The sequence below is a fragment of the Arthrobacter sp. Ms25 genome, from assembly GCF_059090365.1.
Window position 1 is genome coordinate 797369 of the sequence record NZ_JBNHFP010000001.1, and the last position, 19349, is coordinate 816717.

Here is a 19349-nt window from a genome sequence, read left to right on the forward strand (position 1 = left end):
GCCAGCCTACACAGGTTTTTCGTCAGTGGAAGTTTATTGGGGAAATAAACGTATTATTACGAATAATGACGGACGGCAGCCCAGGCAGTGCTGTGGTTCAGTGCCTGGGCTGCCTGCAGGGAGTGTCCGCCGTTCTTGAGCCGGGCTGTCTCATCGAACTCACCATCGGCCAAGAAACCCTCGCCCTCCCGGGCGTCGTCGGTGCCGTCCTCATCATTACCGGCACCGACTTCCTGCTTCTCCGCGTGCCTTAAAGAGCGCTGCCGCCGCAGCAGGCCCGAAGGCCCGCTGCGGCCACTGTGAGATCCCGATCTATCTGGGCTATTCGACCCAGTTGGCCCCCTTCTCTCGCGGAATTTTCCGCGCTCGTGGAGGAGTCCGAGTTCCAACGTAGTTGGACTTTTCTCAACGCCGGCTACTACCTGTTCTGGAACCTGTGGGTTCGAACACCGTGGCCGCGCTCAACGGGACAGGCGGCTGACCATTAGTCTGGTTCAGGCTCGTCGCCTGGGCATCCGAATTCCGCCGCGTTTCATTGACTGTGCCGCACACATGTAGACATAAAGAGCAGCCGCGGCTGCAAGCACTGAATAATCAGAGTCTCCAGAAACATCGATATCTTAGGGCTGGCACTCCTTGAGAGAATCCAGCATCGCCTTTATTGAGTCCCCGCACCGGAAGATTGCATGAAACCCTTCATGAAGTTCCTACTCCTCATCGCCACGGTCGGCGCTGTGATTGCTGCCGCTATATTTTTCTCCGATCAAGGCCGTGCGGTTGATGAACGCCTCCCGGTCCCCGCACAGTTCGCAACCTCGGAGCACAGGGTCAGGGAAGTCGCGCCAGACAGCGGAACGAAGAAAGATTGGGAGTACGAGGACCCTTCAGGCAATAGCATGAAAATGTCGAGATGTGATGATTCCGGCTTTTTCTCGTCCAAAACTTGCTTTGAAACCGCAGATAAACTGGTGCGGTTCGAATATGTACACCGCAGCAAAGGCGGCCAAACCCAAGAAGTAATTACTTACGACGGCGTCGAGTACAAAGCTGAGTGCATCCGGAACGGTAGTTTCTGGGACTGGCATGTCAAAATGTACTGCGGATCAGAACCTCACTGAATTTCCCCTCCTGCGGCAGTAGGCGCTGGCCGTCACCTGGCATCTCCGAGACGGCCGTGATGACCTGCCGGGCCTGGCTATATGCCGTCCGGGCAGACAAGAAGGGAGCCCGGCACGCCGGCTGAATCCTGACTACGCCGTCGAGTGTGTGGTCATCGACCAGCATCTTCCGCAACGCCTTGTGCGCCTTGGACAAGCCGAACATCACGACGCGGGGAACGATCACCACCGCCCGGCGGCCGGGCTTCAGTAAGTTGCCTGACACTGGCCAAATAAATTGTCAGCTCATGGCCAGTCACACGCCAGCGAATGTCCCAAGACTACCCATCCCGAACCTTGTTCAATGGGCCTCAGAAAAATGACGACTAGTTTGTCGACTCACGGACCGCGGACACTCACCATGGCATCCCGCGGGACCGCCACCGACCATGGATGGTGATGGCGGCATTGGTGTGGATGGCGCTGTTAGCGATCTTGCGGATGGAGTGGAACTTGTTCGGGACAGTCCCCAACTGCTCGCGACCCCGAGCGCCTGTCGTCTTCTGGTTACGCATGGTCAACTGCGTCGAGGGCCCAACAAACTTGTCAGTTTGGCCATCTAAGTTGCCAACTCGCAAAAAGGCCCCGCACGATTACGTGCGGGGCCTTCAGCTAGGGAACTAGAAGTCCCAGTCGTCGTCTTCCGTGTTCACGGCCTTGCCGATCACGTAGGAGGAACCCGAGCCGGAGAAGAAGTCGTGGTTCTCATCCGCGTTCGGCGACAGGGCCGAGAGGATCGCCGGGTTCACGTCCGTCAGGGTGGACGGGAACATGGCCTCGTAGCCCAGGTTCATCAGCGCCTTGTTGGCGTTGTAGTGCAGGAACTTTTTGACGTCCTCGGCCAGGCCGACGCCGTCGTACAGATCGTGCGTGTACTGGACTTCGTTCTCGTACAGCTCGAAGAGCAGCTCGTACGTGTAGTCCTTCAGCTCCTGGCGGCGTTCCTCGGGAACGGTCTCCAGTCCGCGCTGGTACTTGTAGCCGATGTAGTAGCCGTGCACGGCCTCGTCACGGATGATGAGGCGGACCAGGTCGGCCGTGTTTGTCAGCTTGGCCCGCGAGGACCAGTACATCGGCAGGTAGAAGCCCGAGTAGAAGAGGAAGGACTCCAGCAGGGTGGAGGCCACCTTGCGCTTCAGGGGATCATCACCGCGGTAGTAGTCCGTGATGATCTGCGCCTTCTTCTGCAGGTTCGGGTTCTCCGTGGACCAGCGGAACGCCTCGTCAATCTCCTTGGTGGACGCCAGGGTGGAGAAGATCGAGGAGTAGCTCTTGGCGTGCACGGACTCCATGAACGCAATGTTGGTGTAGACCGCTTCCTCGTGCGGGGTGAGCGCATCGGGGATCAGCGAGACGGCGCCAACGGTGGCCTGCATGGTGTCCAGCAGGGTCAGGCCCGTGAACACGCGCATGGTCAGCTGCTGCTCTTCCGGAGTCAGCGTGGCCCAGGACTGGACGTCGTTGGACAGCGGCACCTTCTCCGGCAGCCAGAAGTTGTTGACCAGGCGGTTCCAGACCTCAACGTCCTTCTCATCCTGGATCCGGTTCCAGTTGATCGCCTCGACGCCGTCGATCAGCTTCAGCTTCTCGGTCATGAATAATTCCTTGTCTTCAAAAGTGCGGGGAGAGGGGGGCGGTTCGGGCAGGCCTTACAGCATGCAGGAAACGCAGCCCTCAACCTCGGTGCCTTCCAGCGCGAGCTGGCGCAGGCGGATGTAGTAGATGGTCTTGATGCCCTTGCGCCAGGCGTAGATCTGCGCCTTGTTGATGTCGCGGGTGGTTGCGGTGTCCTTGAAGAACAGCGTCAGGGACAGGCCCTGGTCCACGTGCTGGGTGGCAGCGGCGTAGGTGTCGATGATCTTCTCGTAGCCGATCTCGTACGCATCCTGGTAGTACTCCAGGTTGTCGTTGGTCAGGTACGGAGCCGGGTAGTAAACGCGGCCCAGCTTGCCTTCCTTGCGGATCTCAATCTTCGACGCCACCGGGTGAATGGAAGAGGTGGAGTTGTTGATGTAGGAGATCGAACCGGTGGGCGGAACGGCCTGCAGGTTCTGGTTGTAGATGCCGTGCTCCATGACCGAAGCCTTCAGCGCCTCCCAGTCAGCCTGGGTGGGGATGTGCACGCCTTCGAACAGCTCACGCACCCGCTGGGTCTGCGGGACCCATTCGGAGTTGGTGTACTTGTCGAAGTACTCCCCCGTGGCGTACTTGGAGCGCTCGAAGCCGGCGAACTTGCGGCCGGTCTCGATCGCCAGCAGGTTCGACGCCCGCACGGCGTGGTAGACCACCGTGTAGAAGTAGATGTTGGTGAAGTCGATGCCCTCTTCGGAACCGTAGTAGACCCGCTCGCGGGCCAGGTAGCCGTGCAGGTTCATCTGGCCCAGGCCGATGGCGTGGGACATGTCGTTGCCCTTGGCAATGGACGGCACCGAACCGATGTGGCTCATGTCCGAAACGGCGGTCAGCGCGCGAATGGCCGTCTCGATGGTCCGGCCGAAGTCCGGGGAATCCATGGTCTTGGCAATGTTCAGCGAGCCGAGGTTGCAAGAAATGTCCTTGCCGGTCTCGTCGTAGGACAGGTCATCCTTGTACGTGGTGGGCTGGGAAACCTGGAGGATTTCCGAGCACAGGTTGGACATGATGATCTTGCCCTCGATCGGGTTCTCCCGGTTCACCGTGTCCTCGAACATGATGTACGGGTAGCCGGACTCGAACTGGATTTCGGCGAGGGTCTGGAAGAAGTCACGGGCACGGATCTTGGTCTTCTTGATCCGTGCGTCGTCGACCATCTCGTAGTACTTTTCCGTGACCGAGATGTCGGAGAACGGCATGCCGTAAACCTTCTCGACGTCGTACGGGGAGAACAGGTACATGTCCTCGTCGCGCTTGGCCAGTTCGAAGGTGATGTCCGGGACGACGACGCCGAGCGAGAGGGTCTTGATGCGGATCTTCTCATCCGCGTTCTCGCGCTTGGTGTCCAGGAACCGGTTGATGTCCGGGTGGTGGGCGTGCAGGTACACGGCACCGGCACCCTGGCGGGCTCCGAGCTGGTTGGCGTAGGAGAAGCTGTCCTCGAGGAGCTTCATCACGGGGATGACACCGGAGGACTGGTTTTCGATCTGCTTGATCGGCGCGCCGACCTCACGGATGTTGGTCAGTGCGAAGGCAACGCCGCCGCCGCGCTTGGAGAGCTGCAACGCGGAGTTGATGGAGCGCCCGATGGACTCCATGTTGTCTTCGATGCGCAGCAGGAAGCAGGAGACGAGTTCGCCGCGCTGGGCCTTGCCGGCGTTCAGGAACGTGGGAGTGGCCGGCTGGAAGCGGCCCTCGATGATTTCATCCACCATCTGCGTGGCCAGCTGCTCGTCGCCGCGGGCCAGGTGCAGGGCAACCATGCAGACCCGGTCTTCGTAGCGCTCTAGGTAACGCTTGCCGTCGAAGGTCTTCAGCGTGTACGAGGTGTAGAACTTGAACGCACCGAGGAAGGTCTCGAAGCGGAACTTCTTCTTGTAGGCCCGGTTGTACAGCTCCTTGATGAAGCTCATGGAGTACTGCTCGAGCGTTTCCGGCTCGTAGTACTCATTCTTGACCAGGTATTCCAGCTTCTCTTCCAGGTCATGGAAGAAGACCGTGTTGTTGTTAACGTGCTCAAGGAAGTACTGGCGCGCAGCCGCGCGGTCGGCGTCGAACTGGATCTCGCCGTTCTTGCCGTACAGGTTCAGCATGGCGTTGAGCTCGTGATAGCCCAGGCCCTTGTAAGCCTCCGGGAGCTCCTTGGAGTCCGTCATGCCGGCTTCTGCGACTGATGTGTCCAAAACTTTTCCAATCCTTCGTTAACCTTGGCAACGTCCTCGGACGTGCCCATGAGTTCAAATCGATACAGCACGGGGACCTGGCACTTCACGGCAATGATGTCTGCCGCGAGGCAATAGGTTTCCCCGAAGTTTGTGTTGCCCGCTCCGATCACACCCCGGATCAAGGAGCGGTTGCGCTCGTTGTTCAGGAACTTGATGACCTGCTTGGGAACGGCGCCCCGTGCCGCGGCCCCCGGCTGTGCTGCTGTTCCGCCGTAGGTGGGAAGCAGCAGTACATACGGCCTGTGGGCCAGCAGGGTGGGCTGGGAGGTGTGGAGCGGAATCTGGGCCGCGCGGATCCCGAGCTTTTCCACAAAGCGGCGGGTGTACCCGGAGGCTGAGGAGAAGTAGATCAGGGACGCGTCCGTTTCCGGGTTCCGTTCCCCTGTGGATGCCGATGCCGGCCCGAGGCCGGCCAAGTCTGCCATCCCCAGTGTCATGGTTACTGCGCTCCTGACGGGTACTGCGCGGGTGGTGCGTGATGCGGGTGATGCGAAGTGCTGCTGCCCGGCAATCCTTAGGACCGGGGCAGCCGCGCCGGCAAGTGCCTAGGCTACGGAGGAAACCTGCGCCTGGGCCAGCTCTTCGATCTTGTCGGGACGGAAGCCGGACCAGGAGTCCTGCTCGGTGACGACAACGGGTGCCTGCATGTAGCCCATGGCACGGACGCGCTCGAGGGCCTCAGGGTCCTGCGACATGTCCACGCTCTGGTACACAATGCCCTTCTTGTCGAGGGCGCGGTAGGTGGCGTTGCACTGTACGCAGGCGGGCTTGGTGTAAACCGTAACGGTCATGGCGTGGTCTCCCCTAATGAAGCGTGAAGTCTGGTTCTGTGGTGCTGGATGAAGCTGGTGATGCGGGACGTTCCTGGTGCTGGAAAACTGCTTGTGGAGCTTCGTTCAGCTCTCGAAGTCTGTTCCTAGATACTACATCCAGTTCCCTGCCCAGACACTACATCTAGTGCACCCCCTGAGGTGGAACCCCTACATGATGTATTACAAGTATGTCATTAGAGAGGGCCTCCGTCCACAGTTTGTGCACAGGGGATGCCCCGGTTTTCGGCGGATTTCCGGAGGTCGCCGAGGGTTCTCCACAGGCTGTGCAGAACCGGATACACATGTGATGAGACAGGCAAGATTCGTGCGTGTCGCGTACCGTGGGCGTGTCGGACCTAGTACCGGCCAACACTAGATATTGTGGTCGGCGCCCCCGGGCGGGAAAGGAGGGCTCAGGGATGGTCAACCCCGTGCACCTGAAGACACTGCTGGAAGTGATCCGCACGGGATCCTTCGCCGCCGCCGCCCTGCGGCTGGGGTACACCGCGTCGGCCGTGTCCCAGCAGATGTCCGCTTTGGAAAAAGACACCGGGGCACGGCTGTTCGAGCGTTCCGCCCGCACCGCCGCCCCCACCGATGCCGCCGTCGTGATGGCCCGGCACGCCGTCAAGGTGCTGACCGACATGGACGCCCTCCTGGCCGCCGCTGCCCGGCCCGGGCCCGGCAGCGGGCACGAACTGCGGCTGGGCATCTTTCCCAGCCTCGCAACCTTCGCCCTCCCGGAACTGCTGGCCTCCCCCCGGTGGCAGGATCTGGGGATCGACCTGCTGCTGTCTGTGGCGGAGCCCGCGCAGACCATTCAGGGCCTGCGCACCGGAGGGAACCTCGACGTCGCGCTGGTGTACCAGGTGGGCCAGGGCGGGCTGGCCTGGCCGTCCTCGATCAGCCGCCGATGGCTGGGGGACGACAACTTCCGTGTGGTGCTGCCCGAGTCCTGGGGCATCCGCAGCGGCGCAGAGGTGACCGCTGAACAGCTGGCCGGGATGCCCTGGATCATGCACCACCCGGGCACGCCCGACGCACTGGTGATCGAGCGGCTCTTTGCCAGCTGCAGCCTCCATCCGCGGGTGGCCGCGTACTGCGACGATTTCAACGCCAGCCTGGCCATGGCCTCGGCCGGCCTGGGGGCGGCTCTGGTGCCCGAGCTGGCGATGCTGAACCGGCCGGCCGGCACGGTGGTGCTGGATGTCCCCGAGATCCGGCTGGCACGCAGCATTTTCGCCCTGCTGATCCATGAACAAAACGTCCAGGTCCGGCTTTTCCTGGACCGGCTGGCCGAGGTGCTGGGCCGCAGGAGCATAGTGCCGCTCCCCACATAAGGGCCGCCGCACGCCGTAAAAGTCGTATCAGGAGCAGGGCCCGGGCCATACTCGAAACATGACCACTGGAGAAAAAACCATCCCCAAACGGTCATTGAGTGCCGTTACCAACCGGGTCACCGGCGTCCTGCGTGTCACCCGCTTCCAGCTCGCCTTCAAGGCAACCCTCGCCGTCGGCATCGCCTGGACCGTTGCCCCGCATGTGCCGGGCGTCGCCTCCCAGTACCCGTATTACGCGCCCCTGGGCGCCATTATCAGCATGTACCCCACCGTATCCGGTTCGTTCCGCACCGGCATGGAAACCCTGGCCGGCCTGGTGACCGGCATGCTCCTGGCCCTCGGAGCGCTTCTGGTCGGCACTCCGAACGTCTGGACCATCTCCATCATTGTCGGCATCGGCGTGCTGCTCGGCGGGCTGTCCTTCCTGGGCGCCTCCGGGCGGGAGTACGTGCCCATGGCTGCCTTGTTTGTGCTGGTCCTGGGCGGCGACGATCCAGACGGGTACTCCTTCGGCTACGGCGTGCAGATGCTGGTCGGCGTTGTTGTCGGGCTGGGCGTAAACGCCCTCGTCTTCCCGCCCCTGCACCTGAACGGCGCCGTCAACGGGCTGGTGACGCTGCGGAAATCGCTGGCACGGCAGCTGCGGGACATGGGGACGGCGCTGGAGGAAACCTGGCCGCCCAAACACGAGGACTGGTCCCAGCGTGAGAGCGAACTGGATACCTTGACCAAGGAAGTCCGGGAAGCCGTGGAGCTGGCGGACACCAGCCGGCACGGAAACATCCGCAGCCGCAAGTACAGCCGTGATTTCACTGCCGACTACCGGGCGCTGCGGGCCATGGAACGTGCCACCCGGCATGTGAAGGATATGACCGAAGTCCTCACCGACGCCATCTGGCGGAATCCGCAGAACGTCGCCGTCCCGGCTGCCCTGACCGTACCGCTGGCCAAGGCAGTGAACGGCTGCGCCGAAGCGGTGGAGACCTGGGATCCCGAAAGCGAGGAGCACTCCACGGCAACCGAGGCGCTCGTGGAGCTGGTGCGCCTGGTCAACACCTCAGGCTCGGCCGACAGCCCCGTGGATGCGACGGCGGCCCTGGCCATGGACCTGCGCCGCATCCTGCGGATTATCACGACAGAGGCCGACGACGCCGCCTAGGCCTTTTCGGCGGCGCTTACGGAAGCGCCGTTCCAAGAATTTTTTTATCACCGTAAAAAGCGCCGGATAACGCGTCTTCCGGCGTGCCGGGTGCCCCTGATGGAAATTCCTAAAGGTTGACACTGCCTGATGGAAAAGCAAGACTTCCCGGAGAAACACCTCTTACACTGCGTACCGCTAAGCACCATCCGTCGGGGTCAGCCGCCCGGAAATCCGGGTTGGACAACATGGAGGGCCTCCCCACTCAAAAGGGGGAAACAATGTTAGTGAAACAACGCAGAATCGCACTGCCGGGAATTGCCGCATTTCTTGGTGCCATATTCCTGTCGGGCTGTTCAACAGCCGAAACAGCAGAAGATCCCGGTGCGCCGGAGACCAGCCGGAGCACGGCGGCCAGCCCGTCGGCATCCACGGATCCGATCTCCGCACCGGACCCGGAGGAAGGCCCCTTGGTCACGCAAGTCCTGAACCAGGAAGGGGACCGCGGCGCCCGCAGCGTCAAAGGCATCAAGACTGACGCCGAGGCCATCTCCTTCCGAGCAAACTGTGACCGGCTCGGCACCGTGACTGTCGACGTTGCTCAGCTCGGGACCACGGCGTTCACCTGCGGGGAGGCCTCGGCCCACACCACAATAACGGTCGATGCCAGGCCAGCCGGAGGCACTATCGATGTGGCGGTAACCGGGGAGGAGGGCCTCGCCTGGGGAGTCACCATCACCGAGGCGGAACTGCCCGACTCCTTGAGGAACTAGCCTTCGTCCGTCAGCAGTCCAAGCTCCGAGAGCTGACGGGCCATCCCGGCGCCGTCGGGCGCGTAGATCCACGGCACCTCCGCGGGGGTCTGACCGGGTTTGCCCGTCCGACCGCCGGCCAGCACCGCTTCGCCGGCAGAGAGCTGGCGGATGGCAATGGCCCGGACCTTGTCCGGATGGCGCTTCGCGAAATCGGCGTAGATTTCCTCGTCGTGCTGTCCGTCATCTCCGATCAGCAGCCACTTGATGCCGGGGAACTCTTCGGCCAGCCGTTCCAGCTGCGTGCGCTTGTGCGTCTGTCCGCTGCGGAACCAGCGGTCCGTGGTGGGACCCCAGTCGGTCAGCAGCAAAGGGCCCGCGGGATACAGGTTGCGGGTAATGAAGCGGGTCAGGGTGGCCGCGACGTTCCAGGCGCCGGTGGACAGGTACAGCACGGGACCGACAGGGTTTTCCCGTGCCAGCCGGTCCATGAGCACGGCCATCCCGGGCGTAGGGGTACGGGCATGTTCATCCAGGACGAAGGTGTTCCACGCCGCCAGCATCGGCCGCGGCAGCGCCGTAACCATGATGGTGTCGTCAATGTCGGACACCACTCCGACTTCGGCGGCAGGATCGACTACGTAGATCGGGGCAGTGGTTTCCTCACCGTCTTCGGAACGCAGCAGGACGGAGGTCCAGCCGGGAGCAAGATCCGCCGGGAGGACCGCGTCGACCACTCCCCCGCGGTCCGCGGTGACCACGTGCTTCTGGTCGCCAACAACCACGGTGACCGTGGCTTTGTTGACCGGCGGGCTCATGAAGTTCCGCCAGCCGCGGATGCCGTCGGCGATCGCCTTGGACGCCATCGACTTTTCAGCGCCGTCAAAGTAGCCGGGCTTGGCCAGAATGACCCGGCCGAGCACCCGCACCCATTCAGTGGAGCCGTACCCGGTGAAGGGAAGGACGGTCTGAACGTCCCCACGTTTCCGGGCACGTTCATCGCGCCATGCATGCAGGGAATCCTCCATGCGCATGCCGATGTGGGCCACGGGGGTCTTATCCGCCGGATGGGCTGCGGGGTTTTTAGTCATATTCCTAGTCTGTCAGATGCTTCGATCGCAGGTATTCGCCGTTGCTCCGGAGGCTCCGCGAGCTAGATGCGGTACTTGGACCGGACCGGGCAGTCGAACGGGTCACGGGCGGAGAGGCCAACCTCGTTGAGGTACCGGACCACAATGGCGTAGGACTGCACCAGCGTGGTCTCCGTGTAAGGAATGGAGTGCTTGGCGCAGTGTTCCTTCACCAGTTCACTGGCCCGGGCCAGGGACGGCCGGGGCATGCTCGGGAAGAGGTGGTGCTCCACCTGGTAGTTCAGTCCACCCATCAGGGTGTTCATGCCGCGGCCGACGATATTGCGGGAAGTCAGCACCTGGCGGCCGAGGAAGTCCACCTTGGAGTCCCTGGGGAGGATCGGCATGCCCTTGTGGTTCGGGGCAAACGACGCGCCCATGTACACACCGAAGACGGCGAGCTGCACGCCGATGAAGGCGAAGGCCATTCCCACCGGCAGGAAGAAGAACACGGCCGCCACGTACAGGCCCAGGCGGGTGAAGACCATCACCAATTCGGAGACGCGTCCCTTGACCTGCTTGTTAGCGAACAGGTGCTTGATGGACGTCGCGTGCAGGTTGATGCCCTCGAGCATCAGCAGGGGGAAGAACAGCCAGCCCTGGCGGCGTGCAAACCAGGCCATGAAGCCCTTCTGCCGTGCGGCCTGTTCCGGCAGGAAGGAAATGGTGTCCATGTCGATGTCCGGATCCTTGCCCACCGTGTTGGGGTTGGCGTGGTGCCGGCTGTGCTTGTTCATCCACCACTGGTAGCTGATGCCGACGACGGCGTTTGCCACGAATTTGCCGGCCCGGTCATTAGCGGGCCCCGATTCGAAGACCTGCCGGTGCGAGGCCTCGTGCGCAATGAAGGCGAGCTGGGTCAGCAGGATGCCCAGCGCGGCGGCGATGAGGAGCTGGAACCAGCTTTCCCCGATGAAGAAGGATCCTGTTGCGGCGGCGACCAGGCCGAGGCAGAGGAAAACGAACGTGGTGATGTAAAAAGAGCTCCGGCGCTTCAGCAGGCCTTCATCGCGGACCGCTTTGAGCAGTCCTGAGTAGGTGCTGGTGACGTTGTTCCGGCGCGGCTTCTTCTCGCTCGGGCTTTCATCAAGGGGTGCAGTGGAGGATGCGGTTATGCTCATTCGGCCTTCAGGTGGTGTACGACTTCCCAGCCGGCGTGACGAGCGGTTTCGCTCTGCAGATGTGATCAGCCTAACCCGGAAGTCTGGTGTTTGTCTGTGACGCTGTCCGGCTAACTGCCGCGCGTTGCGTGATGGAGGGTGTGGCGGTCCGCGTTTAGGGTGGGGGCAGACAACGGAGGTCACCATGGGTAACACCAACGACGCCGGAGCTCCCGCTCCCCCTCTGCACCTTTTCCCGCCCGGATTCCCGGGCCCGCCGGACACCTCCGCCGCCCTCTCTCCCTGGCTGACCCCGGAAACCTATTGGCCTGCCCTCTCGGAGGCAACCGCGGCACTTCCCGCGCCGGTGGCAGCGCTGGAGCTGGAGGCTCTTCGGTTCAACGCCGCTGACCTGCTCCGGCGCGCCGGCGGTGTTCCCCTGCGCATTGCCAGCAAGTCCCTCCGGGTGCGCGGTGTCATCGAGGCGCTGCTTCAGCTCCCGGGTTTCCAGGGCGTCTTCGGCTACACGCTTCCCGAGGCGCTGTGGCTGGCGGAGCGGTGCACGGACGTCCTGGTGGGATATCCCAGCACGGACAGAGCGGCCCTGGCCCGGCTCCTCGGCGACGAGCGGCTGGCCGCCCGGGTGACCCTGATGGTCGACGACGAATCCCAGCTGGACCTGGTGGATGCCCTGGCGCCGGCGGGAAAGCGTCCCGAGGTGCGTGTCTGCCTGGATGCGGATGCCTCCTGGCAGGCGCCGGCGCTGGGCTTCATCGGCACCCGTCGTTCTCCCCTGCACACCCCGGACGACGCCGTCGGTCTGGGCCGGCGGATTGCCGCCCGTCCCGGCTTCCGGCTGGTGGGCCTGATGATGTACGAAGCCCAGGTCGCCGGCGTCGGCGACGCCGTTCCCGGGGCAGGTCCGATGAATGTCCTGATGCGGCACCTCCAGCCGCGGTCCATGGCCGAGCTCCTCGTCCGCAGGCAGCTCATTGCAGGGCGGCTGCGCGAACTGGCCCCGCTCGAATTCGTGAACGGCGGCGGCACCGGGTCCATCGAGGCCACCCGCGGGGACCCTGCGGTCACCGAGATCACGGCCGGCTCCGGGCTCTTCGGCGGACACTTGTTCGACAACTACCGCGCGTTTGCGCCGGCCCCCGCCGCAGCCTACGCCTTCGACGTCGTCCGCCGTCCGACGTCGGACACCGCCACCGTGCTGGGCGGCGGATGGATTGCTTCGGGGCCGCCCGGGCCCAGCCGCGTCCCGCGTCCGGTCTGGCCGCCGGACCTGCGTTTCCTCCCGCGCGAAGGGGCAGGTGAGGTGCAGACTCCCCTGCGCGGCGCTGCTGCCGGGACGCTGCATCCCGGAGACCGTGTCTGGTTCCGGCACGCCAAGAGCGGCGAGCCGGCCGAACATTTCAATGAGTACCAGGTAGTGGACGGCGGGAAGATCGTGGGCACGCTGCCCACCTACCGCGGCGAGGGGAAGGCGTTCCTGTGACGGCGACGGGCACCGTGTGGGAAAACTGGGGACGGACCGTGACGGCGGAACCGCTCCGCGTGGAGCGCCCGGCCGACACTGCTGCGCTGCAGCGTTGCGTCGCCGACGCGGCCGGTGCCGGGCTGCGGGTCAAAGCCGTGGGCGCGGGCCACAGCTTCACCGACATTGCCGCCACCGGCGGCGTCCAGCTGGACCTCGGCGCCCTGCAGGGGCTCATCGCAGTAGACACCGGAAGGTTCCGGGTACGGCTGCTTGCCGGCACCCGCCTGCACCGCATACCGGCGCTGCTGGAACCGTACGGGCTGGCAATGCCCAACCTCGGCGACATCGACCGGCAGTCCGTCGCCGGCGCAGTCTCCACCGGTACGCATGGAACGGGCGCCGCGTTCGGCGGGATGGCCACCCAGGTGGTGGGAGTGACCCTGGTCCAGCCCGACGGCGGCCTGCGCAGCGTGGGCAACGACGATCCCCTGCTCCCGGCGGCAGCGCTCGGACTGGGTGCCCTGGGTGTCATCGCCGACGTCACCCTCCAGTGCGTACCTGCATTCGTGCTCCAGGCCGAAGAACGCTCCGAACCCCTGGCGGATGTGCTCGAGAGCCTCACCGACCGGATCAAAGCTACCGATCATTTTGAGTTTTACTGGTTTCCGCACACCGACCGCGCTGCCACCAAGGCGAACACCCGCCTGCCAGGCGCTGCCCGCTGCCGTCCGCCCGGTCCCGCCGCGCGCTGGGTTAACGACACCCTGCTGGCGAACACCGTGTTCCGGGCCACCTGCGCTGCAGGCAGCGCCGTACCGGCTGTAGTCCCCGCCGTGAACGCCGCAGCGGCACGGCTGCTCGGCGGCCGGGACTATTCGGATGTCTCGGCACGGGTCTTCACCACCCGGCGCACCGTGCGGTTCCGGGAAATGGAGTACGCCGTTCCGGCGGACCGCGTGGGTGCGGCCTTCACCGCCCTGCAGGAGCTGATCGAGGAACGCCGCTGGCGGATCTCGTTTCCCGTAGAGGTCCGCTGGGCGGCGGCCGATGACCGGTGGCTATCCACCGCCTACGGCAGGGACACCGCATATATAGCCGTGCACCGTTATTACCGGGAGGATTTTGCCGAGTACTTCAACGCCGTCGAGGAACTTATGCTGGCGCACGGCGGGCGGCCGCATTGGGGAAAGCTGCATTCGCTGGACGCGGCGGCACTGGCTCAGCGGTATCCGCGTTTCGGGGACTTCCTGTCGGTACGGGAGCAGCTGGATCCGGACCGGGTCTTCGCCAACGCCTATCTGGACCGGGTGCTGGGCGCCTAACCGCCAGCGCGCCGGAGGCACCGTACGATGGTCTGCAGCCGACCCGAAGGAGTGCCGTGACCACCGCGCCCGCCCAAAGCCAGACCACCGTCCTGCCCCGCTCGTGGTGGTGGGGGTTCCTGCCTTTCGCGGCAGCTTCTGCCGTCCACATCGGGGCGCGTGCGGTCGAAGCCACCGATATCGCGGAGCCCACCAAGCTCATCCTGATGCCGTTGCTGGCCATTGCTGCCCTGTGGGGCGCGCGCGGCGTCGTCCGCGGGACCGCCGGCCGGACGCTGCCGGCGGCCCTGCTGTTGGCAGCTCTGTTCTTCTCCTGGATCGGTGACGGCGCCGCTGCGTTCTTCCCGTCGGCACCTGAATTGCCGGTGATGCTCGGCTCCTTCGGGCTCGCCCACATCTGTTACATCTGGATCCTGGCACGGTACACCGCTGCCGGGCGGTTGCCCCGGTGGGCACTGGTCTTCCCGCTGTGGTGGGTGCTGATGCTCGTGGTGCTGTGGCCGGCCCTGGGCGGACTGGCCCTGGCCGTGGCCGCCTACGGCATTGTCCTTGCCGGTACGGCCGCGACGGCGGCGCGGTGCAGCCCGATGGTGGCATCCGGCGGCCTGTTGTTCCTGGCCTCGGACACGATCCTGGCCTGCCGGATCTTCCTGCCCGAGCAGATGCCGGACTGGACCAATCCCCTCGTGATGCTGACCTATTGTGCGGGCCAGGCCCTGATTGTTGCCGGAGTGCTCCGGACCTGGCGGGACGGGCGCTGAACACCCCGGCCCGGCGGAGCCTCACCCCTCGGTTGGACGCATCATCGGCGGGCTGAGGTACTCGTCCTTGACGGTGAACAGGGCGGCCGGGGCACCCTTGTCGCGGTGGACCTTGCGTCCGGCCTCGTGCAGGGCGCCGGTCATTTTGCGGGTGAAGTTCCCTGCATCGAGCTTGTCGGTGTTCCACACGGCCTGGTAGACCCGGCGCAGCTGGAACAGGGTGAATTCCTCGGGCAGGAGCCTGGCGGCGGTGAGCGTGTATTCGATCTTTCCGGCAAGGCGGTCCAGGGCGGCGGCGAGGATCTCGCGGTGGTCGAAAGCCAGCTTTTCATTCGCGAGGACGTCGTACACGGGCATCCACTGTGCGGCTGCAGTGTCGGTGCCGGGGCTCAGTGCGGGCAGGGCGAGGCCGTCGGTGGCGAGCAGGGCCAGATGGGCGACGGATACAACGCGCATCCGCGGGTCACGGCCTGGTGAGCTGTAGGTGGCGAGCTGTTCCACGTAGGCGTGGTGCGCGCCCAGCTCCAGGCCGGTCTCCTCCTGCAGCTCGCGCCACGCGGCCGTGAGGGCGTCCTCGTCCGGTCCCACAAAGCCGCCGGGCAGTGCGAGGGCCCCCTTGAAGGGGTGCCCTCCGCGGCGGACGAAGGCTGCATGGAGCGTGCTTCCTGTGACGGCGAAGACGACCAGATCCACGGTCAGCGCCACGGAGGGATACTCCCTCGGTGCGTAGTCCTGAAGGAACTGCTCTTCTTCGGTCGCCATCAGGCTCCTGTCAGTACCGTCCGTGTTGCCCAGGGCGGGGAGGTAAAGCGGTTCCGCTGGGCGATGATGAGGTCGATTATGTCAGTTGCCGTGGATATCCGCTCCTCCGGAGATCCGGTAACGAGTATCCAGGAGTGCCCGGCCGCCGTGAGCTCCTCCTTGAACCACTCGGTCATTTCGGAGCGGGGGTGCTCAGCCTCGCGCCATCCGTCGTCCTCGAAGGGGACGCCGTCGTGGTCGGTAATAAGGTAGAGGTCGCGGCGCGGCAGCCGGTCGACGGCGAGGTAGGAACCATAGCTTTTCTCACCGATGTAGACCCGCTCAAAGAGGGACGTGGTGATTACATCCGTGTCGGCAATGACCAGCGGACAACGCGCCGCCGCTTCGTTTTCCATCTCGTTCTGCCGTTCACCGATGACGGCAAAATCCTCGGCGGTCCAGACCATGTCGGACAGGACGGCGTCTGGCTTTGTTTCCTGCACTGCAGCAAACTTGTCGTAGGTGTAGTGGCGGCCGTATTCGGGAACGTCGACGAGCTCGGGAAAGCTCTCCCGGTAGTGTTCGGTCAGGGCCCGGGCGAGGGTGGTGGTGCCGGTGGATTCGGCTCCGACGACGATGATGCGCACGGCCAGGTCCTGGCGGGCATCTTTGATGATGTTCCGCCAGGCTGCGCGGAGGTCATCCCGGCAGAGGGTGCCGCTGACGGGATAGGCGGTGCGGAGCCTGTCCACCATGACGTGGGCGGCTCCGAAGTCCTGTGCCAGTTCGCTGCCGTAGTCCTCGGAGCTGAAGACGGCGTCGACGGAGGTGATGCCCTTCAGCTTGAGGGCGATGCGCAGGGACTCGTTGTGCGCCTTCCAGATGGTCCGGGAGGTGTAGTCCACGGGGCAGTCGTCCGGCATCCCGATGACGGTCACGTTGGTCTCCGCGAACTCGGCGGCAAGCCACTTCACCCGGTCTTCGAGGGTGATGCTTTCAAATCGGCTGGAGAGGACGACGACGGCGAGCCTCGTGCACTGCTCCGACGCCCGGGCAATGAGGTGCCGGTGGCCGACGTGCGGCGGATAGAACTTGCCGATCACCACACCCTGTCCAAACCGGCTCATGCCGGCACGTTTCCGGCTTCAGCACCCGCGGGGACGGCTGCGGTGCGGGTGCGCTTCCAGTCGATGAGGCCGTAGACGCAAAGGGCGGTGAAGCCGATGTAAAGGATGGCCGTGAGGTTGAGGCCGCGGGAGAAGTACAGCGGAACGCTGACGAGGTCGATGGCAATCCAGACGTACCAGTGCTGGAAAATCTTCTTGGCCTGACCGTACGTGGCCAGGAGCGACGCGGCCAGGACGAACGCATCCGGCCAGGGAACCTCGGAGTCGGTTCCATGGGTGAGGATCATGGCGATCCCTGCGGTGGCCAGAACGACGGCGGCAACGCCGGCGATAGCCTCGTTCCGGCTCGCGTCACGGATGGGCAGGTCGCTTTTCTGCTCCGTGTCCTTGGCGCCGCGGACCCAGTTGTGCCACCCGTAGACGGACACAGCGGCGAACACGGCCTGCAGGAGGGTCTCCCCGTAGAGCCCGGCGCCGAAGAAGAGGACCATGAACGCGATGTTGTTAATGATGCCTACGGGCCAGTTCCACGCCTTTTGCCGCGCAACGCCGTAGACACACGCTGCGCCGGTGACGAACCCGATGACTTCGATCCAGCTGACGGGTGCTCCAAGCAGGTTTGCTGCCGGCGAGTTCATCCAGTCCAGTACTGCATTCATGTCGTTCTCCCCATTTATTGTCAATGTGACAATGAGTAGCCTAAGGCCGGCAGTGGAAGAACGGAAGACTTCGTCCGGGCCGGAAGTGAGACCTGTGTCACACAGAGATAAAGCCCCACCCGCCAGGGTGGGGCTTTATCAAAACCCGGTCAGGCCTGTACGTCGGCCAGATTTCGAGCGGCCGCGTACCCGAAGGTCAGACCCTGCCCGATGGTGGCACCGGGGCCCGGGTACACCCGTCCGAAAGCGTTCCCGGCGGCGTTCCCGATGGCGTACAACCCGGGAATCGCGGTGCCGTCCGTGGCCAGGGCCTGCCCGTTGGCATCGGCGCGTATGCCGCCGCAGGTGCCCAGATCCCCCGGGACAACCTGCACCGCGTAGTAGGGGCCGGCGTCGATAGGCCCAAGACACGGATTGGGTGAAACGGTGGGATCACCGTAGTAGCGGTCGTAGGCACTGTCGCCCCGGCCGAAGTCGTCATCCCGCCCGGCCCGCGCCAAGCTGTTGAACCGCTCCACCGTTGCAGGCAGCTCCGCCATGCCCAGCGAGGAGGCGAGCTTCTCAAGGGTTGGCTCCTGCTTTGCGATGCCCGCTTCATACCAGGCCTTGGGCAGCGGCTGGCGCGGGAAGAGCCCGCCGCCGAACAGATAGCGGTTTCGGTATCGCTGGTCGAAGATCAGCCAGGCCGGGATGTGGGGGTCTTCCGGACTGTGCTTGGACGTGATGATCTGCCCGGCAGTCATGTAGTTCACGGCTTCGTTCATGAAGCGTCGTCCGCTGCCGTTGACAATGATCTGCCCCGGAAGCGACCGCTCTGCAAGGAGTGCGCCCGGCATGGGTCCCGGCGTGGGCACGGCCGGGAACCACCAGGCTGCATCCATGAACGCCAGATCCGCGCCGTGGTTTTGGGCAATGGAGATGACATCACCTGCATTGGACTCCGCACCGAAACTCCAGGACCCGTCGACGTAAGGAGATTGGAATTCATGCCGCATCCCGGCGTTCCGATCGAACCCTCCCGTAGCCAGGATGACGCCGCGGCGGGCCCGCACGCTGGTTTTCCGCCCATCACGCTCAACGACCACGCCGGTGACACGTCCGTCTTCGATGATCAGGTCCTCCAGCGGCGTCTGCGTCCAAATCGGCACCCCTGCCTTTCGCAGCCCGGCCAGGAGGCCGGCAGCCAGTGCCTGGCCACCGGCCAAATACTCGCGTCCAAGGGCCATGCCGCCTACGCCCAGGCCGAGCTGACGGGCGCCTGTGAGCACACCCTTCGGGCTGCGGGCCACCAGGTTCAGCCACTTGTAGGCGCGACTGGTAATCGGCATGGGAAACGGTGCCTTGAGCTTGGGCTCCCGCAGAAGGGCCCGGTCAGCGCCCAATGATTTGGCATCGAACGGCTTGGGCTCGCAGGCCCGCCCTGTCGCCGACCCTCCGGGGAGCTCGGGAAAATAGTCGGCATATTCGGTCATGAACTGAAACTTCAGCGGCGTCATGCTCCGCAGCAGGTCGACGGTCGCTCGGCCTGCATCGATGTGGGTCTGCCAGCGCTCGTCTTCGACTTCGCCCCGGGTGGCTTCCCTGAGATAGGTCCGGATCCGCTCCGGGTCCTCTGTCTGCCCGTTCTCCTCCAGGACGGAGTTTCCCGGAATCCAAAAGCCACCCCCGGACAGCGAGGTTGATCCCCCTACATACGGGGATTTCTCCACCACCAGCGCGGACATCCCGTGATGCGCGGCCGCAAGCGCCGCGAACATTCCCGTCCCGGCACCGACTACAACAACGTCTACTTCTTCCATCAGACTGACTCCCCCGGTTTTACCGAATTCAGGTCGAGGAACGGGCAGTCCCCGGCAAAGCAACGCTTCGATGCTGTGCAGCCCATCCCATTGGCGGTGAGTATCACAGAGAAAGACCATCTGCGCTAGGCGGGGGCCGCTGAGAAAGCGGCCAGACCGGCTGCAGCCAAA

18 protein-coding genes are annotated in these 19349 nt (G+C 64.2%); 8 read left to right on the forward strand and 10 right to left on the reverse strand.

The annotated features are described in order from the left end of the window. Nucleotides 1-65: 65 nt before the first annotated feature. Together AC5RT8_RS03710 and AC5RT8_RS03715 are read left to right on the forward strand one after the other, a co-directional pair. Complete coding sequence (locus tag AC5RT8_RS03710) at nucleotides 66-254, forward strand: hypothetical protein (protein ID WP_494094340.1); 189 nt, start codon at nucleotides 66-68, stop codon at nucleotides 252-254. A 432-nt stretch (nucleotides 255-686) separates the two neighbouring features. Further along, the gene (locus AC5RT8_RS03715; protein ID WP_494094341.1) at nucleotides 687-1118 is read left to right on the forward strand and encodes a hypothetical protein; all 432 of its coding nucleotides are present in this window, start codon (nucleotides 687-689) and stop codon (nucleotides 1116-1118) included. A 659-nt stretch (nucleotides 1119-1777) separates the two neighbouring features. Here the strand turns inward: AC5RT8_RS03715 and nrdF are convergent. The 4 genes from nrdF to nrdH all read right to left on the reverse strand — a co-directional run bounded on the left by nrdF (nucleotide 1778) and on the right by nrdH (nucleotide 5805). Further along, complete coding sequence (nrdF, locus tag AC5RT8_RS03720) at nucleotides 1778-2752, reverse strand: class 1b ribonucleoside-diphosphate reductase subunit beta (protein ID WP_494094342.1); 975 nt, start codon at nucleotides 2750-2752, stop codon at nucleotides 1778-1780. Nucleotides 2753-2806: 54 nt separating this feature from the next. Next, a complete protein-coding gene (nrdE, locus tag AC5RT8_RS03725) occupies nucleotides 2807-4945 on the reverse strand; it encodes a class 1b ribonucleoside-diphosphate reductase subunit alpha (protein WP_494094536.1) in 2139 nt (712 codons plus the stop codon). Further along, the gene (nrdI, locus tag AC5RT8_RS03730) at nucleotides 4942-5451 is read right to left on the reverse strand and encodes a class Ib ribonucleoside-diphosphate reductase assembly flavoprotein NrdI (protein WP_494094343.1); all 510 of its coding nucleotides are present in this window, start codon (nucleotides 5449-5451) and stop codon (nucleotides 4942-4944) included. The genes nrdE and nrdI overlap by 4 nt, the downstream gene beginning before the upstream one ends. Nucleotides 5452-5559: 108 nt before the next feature. After that, nucleotides 5560-5805 carry a glutaredoxin-like protein NrdH gene (gene nrdH / locus AC5RT8_RS03735; RefSeq protein ID WP_146361766.1) on the reverse strand — a complete coding sequence of 82 codons (246 nt, stop codon included), beginning with the start codon at nucleotides 5803-5805 and terminating at the stop codon, nucleotides 5560-5562. 440 nt (nucleotides 5806-6245) lie between these two features. On the opposite strand from nrdH, the gene AC5RT8_RS03740 reads away from it, so the two are divergent. From AC5RT8_RS03740 to AC5RT8_RS03750, 3 genes are all read left to right on the forward strand, one after another. Then, nucleotides 6246-7166, forward strand: coding sequence for a LysR family transcriptional regulator (locus AC5RT8_RS03740; protein WP_494094344.1), 921 nt, complete (start codon nucleotides 6246-6248; stop codon nucleotides 7164-7166). Between the two features lie 58 nt (nucleotides 7167-7224). Next, complete coding sequence (locus AC5RT8_RS03745) at nucleotides 7225-8325, forward strand: FUSC family protein (RefSeq protein ID WP_494094345.1); 1101 nt, start codon at nucleotides 7225-7227, stop codon at nucleotides 8323-8325. A gap of 449 nt (nucleotides 8326-8774) precedes the next feature. Next, nucleotides 8775-9077: a hypothetical protein gene (locus AC5RT8_RS03750; protein WP_494094346.1), complete on the forward strand. Its 303-nt coding sequence runs from the start codon at nucleotides 8775-8777 to the stop codon at nucleotides 9075-9077. On the opposite strand, the gene AC5RT8_RS03755 is transcribed toward AC5RT8_RS03750, so the two are convergent. Together AC5RT8_RS03755 and AC5RT8_RS03760 are read right to left on the reverse strand one after the other, a co-directional pair. Next, nucleotides 9074-10147, reverse strand: coding sequence for an App1 family protein phosphatidate phosphatase (locus AC5RT8_RS03755; protein ID WP_494094347.1), 1074 nt, complete (start codon nucleotides 10145-10147; stop codon nucleotides 9074-9076). The two genes, AC5RT8_RS03750 and AC5RT8_RS03755, sit on opposite strands and share 4 nt — an antisense overlap. A 62-nt stretch (nucleotides 10148-10209) precedes the next feature. Then, nucleotides 10210-11307 (reverse strand): fatty acid desaturase family protein, encoded by a 1098-nt coding sequence (locus AC5RT8_RS03760; protein WP_494094348.1) that lies wholly within the window; start codon nucleotides 11305-11307, stop codon nucleotides 10210-10212. Between the two features lie 184 nt (nucleotides 11308-11491). On the opposite strand from AC5RT8_RS03760, the gene AC5RT8_RS03765 reads away from it, so the two are divergent. Genes AC5RT8_RS03765 through AC5RT8_RS03775 form a run of 3 tightly spaced genes read left to right on the forward strand, consistent with a single transcriptional unit; the run spans nucleotide 11492 to nucleotide 14852 of the window. Beyond that, a complete protein-coding gene (locus AC5RT8_RS03765; protein ID WP_494094349.1) occupies nucleotides 11492-12787 on the forward strand; it encodes an alanine racemase in 1296 nt (431 codons plus the stop codon). Continuing rightward, nucleotides 12784-14091, forward strand: coding sequence for a D-arabinono-1,4-lactone oxidase (locus AC5RT8_RS03770; protein ID WP_494094350.1), 1308 nt, complete (start codon nucleotides 12784-12786; stop codon nucleotides 14089-14091). Before AC5RT8_RS03765 ends, AC5RT8_RS03770 begins: the two co-directional genes overlap by 4 nt. 56 nt (nucleotides 14092-14147) lie before the next feature. Then, entirely contained in the window at nucleotides 14148-14852 is a 705-nt protein-coding gene (locus tag AC5RT8_RS03775; protein WP_494094351.1) for a lysoplasmalogenase, read from the forward strand. A gap of 21 nt (nucleotides 14853-14873) precedes the next feature. On the opposite strand, the gene AC5RT8_RS03780 is transcribed toward AC5RT8_RS03775, so the two are convergent. The 4 genes from AC5RT8_RS03780 to AC5RT8_RS03795 form a co-directional block, all read right to left on the reverse strand. Continuing rightward, nucleotides 14874-15614: an NUDIX hydrolase gene (locus tag AC5RT8_RS03780; RefSeq protein WP_494094352.1), complete on the reverse strand. Its 741-nt coding sequence runs from the start codon at nucleotides 15612-15614 to the stop codon at nucleotides 14874-14876. Then, nucleotides 15614-16720, reverse strand: coding sequence for an AAA family ATPase (locus tag AC5RT8_RS03785; protein ID WP_494094353.1), 1107 nt, complete (start codon nucleotides 16718-16720; stop codon nucleotides 15614-15616). Before AC5RT8_RS03785 ends, AC5RT8_RS03780 begins: the two co-directional genes overlap by 1 nt. Then, nucleotides 16717-17379, reverse strand: coding sequence for a nicotinamide riboside transporter PnuC (pnuC, locus tag AC5RT8_RS03790; protein WP_494094354.1), 663 nt, complete (start codon nucleotides 17377-17379; stop codon nucleotides 16717-16719). The genes AC5RT8_RS03785 and pnuC overlap by 4 nt, the downstream gene beginning before the upstream one ends. A 149-nt stretch (nucleotides 17380-17528) precedes the next feature. Beyond that, nucleotides 17529-19178: an FAD-dependent oxidoreductase gene (locus AC5RT8_RS03795; protein ID WP_494094355.1), complete on the reverse strand. Its 1650-nt coding sequence runs from the start codon at nucleotides 19176-19178 to the stop codon at nucleotides 17529-17531. Nucleotides 19179-19349 lie beyond the last annotated feature (171 nt).

Coding starts and splice junctions, on each gene's coding strand:
- nrdF (WP_494094342.1), bottom strand. CDS start 2,752: ATGACCGAGAAGCTGAAGCTGATCGACGGCGTCGAGGCGATCAACTGG.
- AC5RT8_RS03785 (WP_494094353.1), bottom strand. CDS start 16,720: ATGAGCCGGTTTGGACAGGGTGTGGTGATCGGCAAGTTCTATCCGCCG.
- AC5RT8_RS03760 (WP_494094348.1), bottom strand. CDS start 11,307: ATGAGCATAACCGCATCCTCCACTGCACCCCTTGATGAAAGCCCGAGC.
- AC5RT8_RS03795 (WP_494094355.1), bottom strand. CDS start 19,178: ATGGAAGAAGTAGACGTTGTTGTAGTCGGTGCCGGGACGGGAATGTTC.
- nrdE (WP_494094536.1), bottom strand. CDS start 4,945: ATGACGGACTCCAAGGAGCTCCCGGAGGCTTACAAGGGCCTGGGCTAT.
- AC5RT8_RS03710 (WP_494094340.1), top strand. CDS start 66: ATGACGGACGGCAGCCCAGGCAGTGCTGTGGTTCAGTGCCTGGGCTGC.
- AC5RT8_RS03765 (WP_494094349.1), top strand. CDS start 11,492: ATGGGTAACACCAACGACGCCGGAGCTCCCGCTCCCCCTCTGCACCTT.
- nrdH (WP_146361766.1), bottom strand. CDS start 5,805: ATGACCGTTACGGTTTACACCAAGCCCGCCTGCGTACAGTGCAACGCC.
- AC5RT8_RS03740 (WP_494094344.1), top strand. CDS start 6,246: ATGGTCAACCCCGTGCACCTGAAGACACTGCTGGAAGTGATCCGCACG.
- AC5RT8_RS03715 (WP_494094341.1), top strand. CDS start 687: ATGAAACCCTTCATGAAGTTCCTACTCCTCATCGCCACGGTCGGCGCT.
- AC5RT8_RS03780 (WP_494094352.1), bottom strand. CDS start 15,614: ATGGCGACCGAAGAAGAGCAGTTCCTTCAGGACTACGCACCGAGGGAG.
- pnuC (WP_494094354.1), bottom strand. CDS start 17,379: ATGAATGCAGTACTGGACTGGATGAACTCGCCGGCAGCAAACCTGCTT.
- nrdI (WP_494094343.1), bottom strand. CDS start 5,451: ATGACACTGGGGATGGCAGACTTGGCCGGCCTCGGGCCGGCATCGGCA.
- AC5RT8_RS03755 (WP_494094347.1), bottom strand. CDS start 10,147: ATGACTAAAAACCCCGCAGCCCATCCGGCGGATAAGACCCCCGTGGCC.
- AC5RT8_RS03745 (WP_494094345.1), top strand. CDS start 7,225: ATGACCACTGGAGAAAAAACCATCCCCAAACGGTCATTGAGTGCCGTT.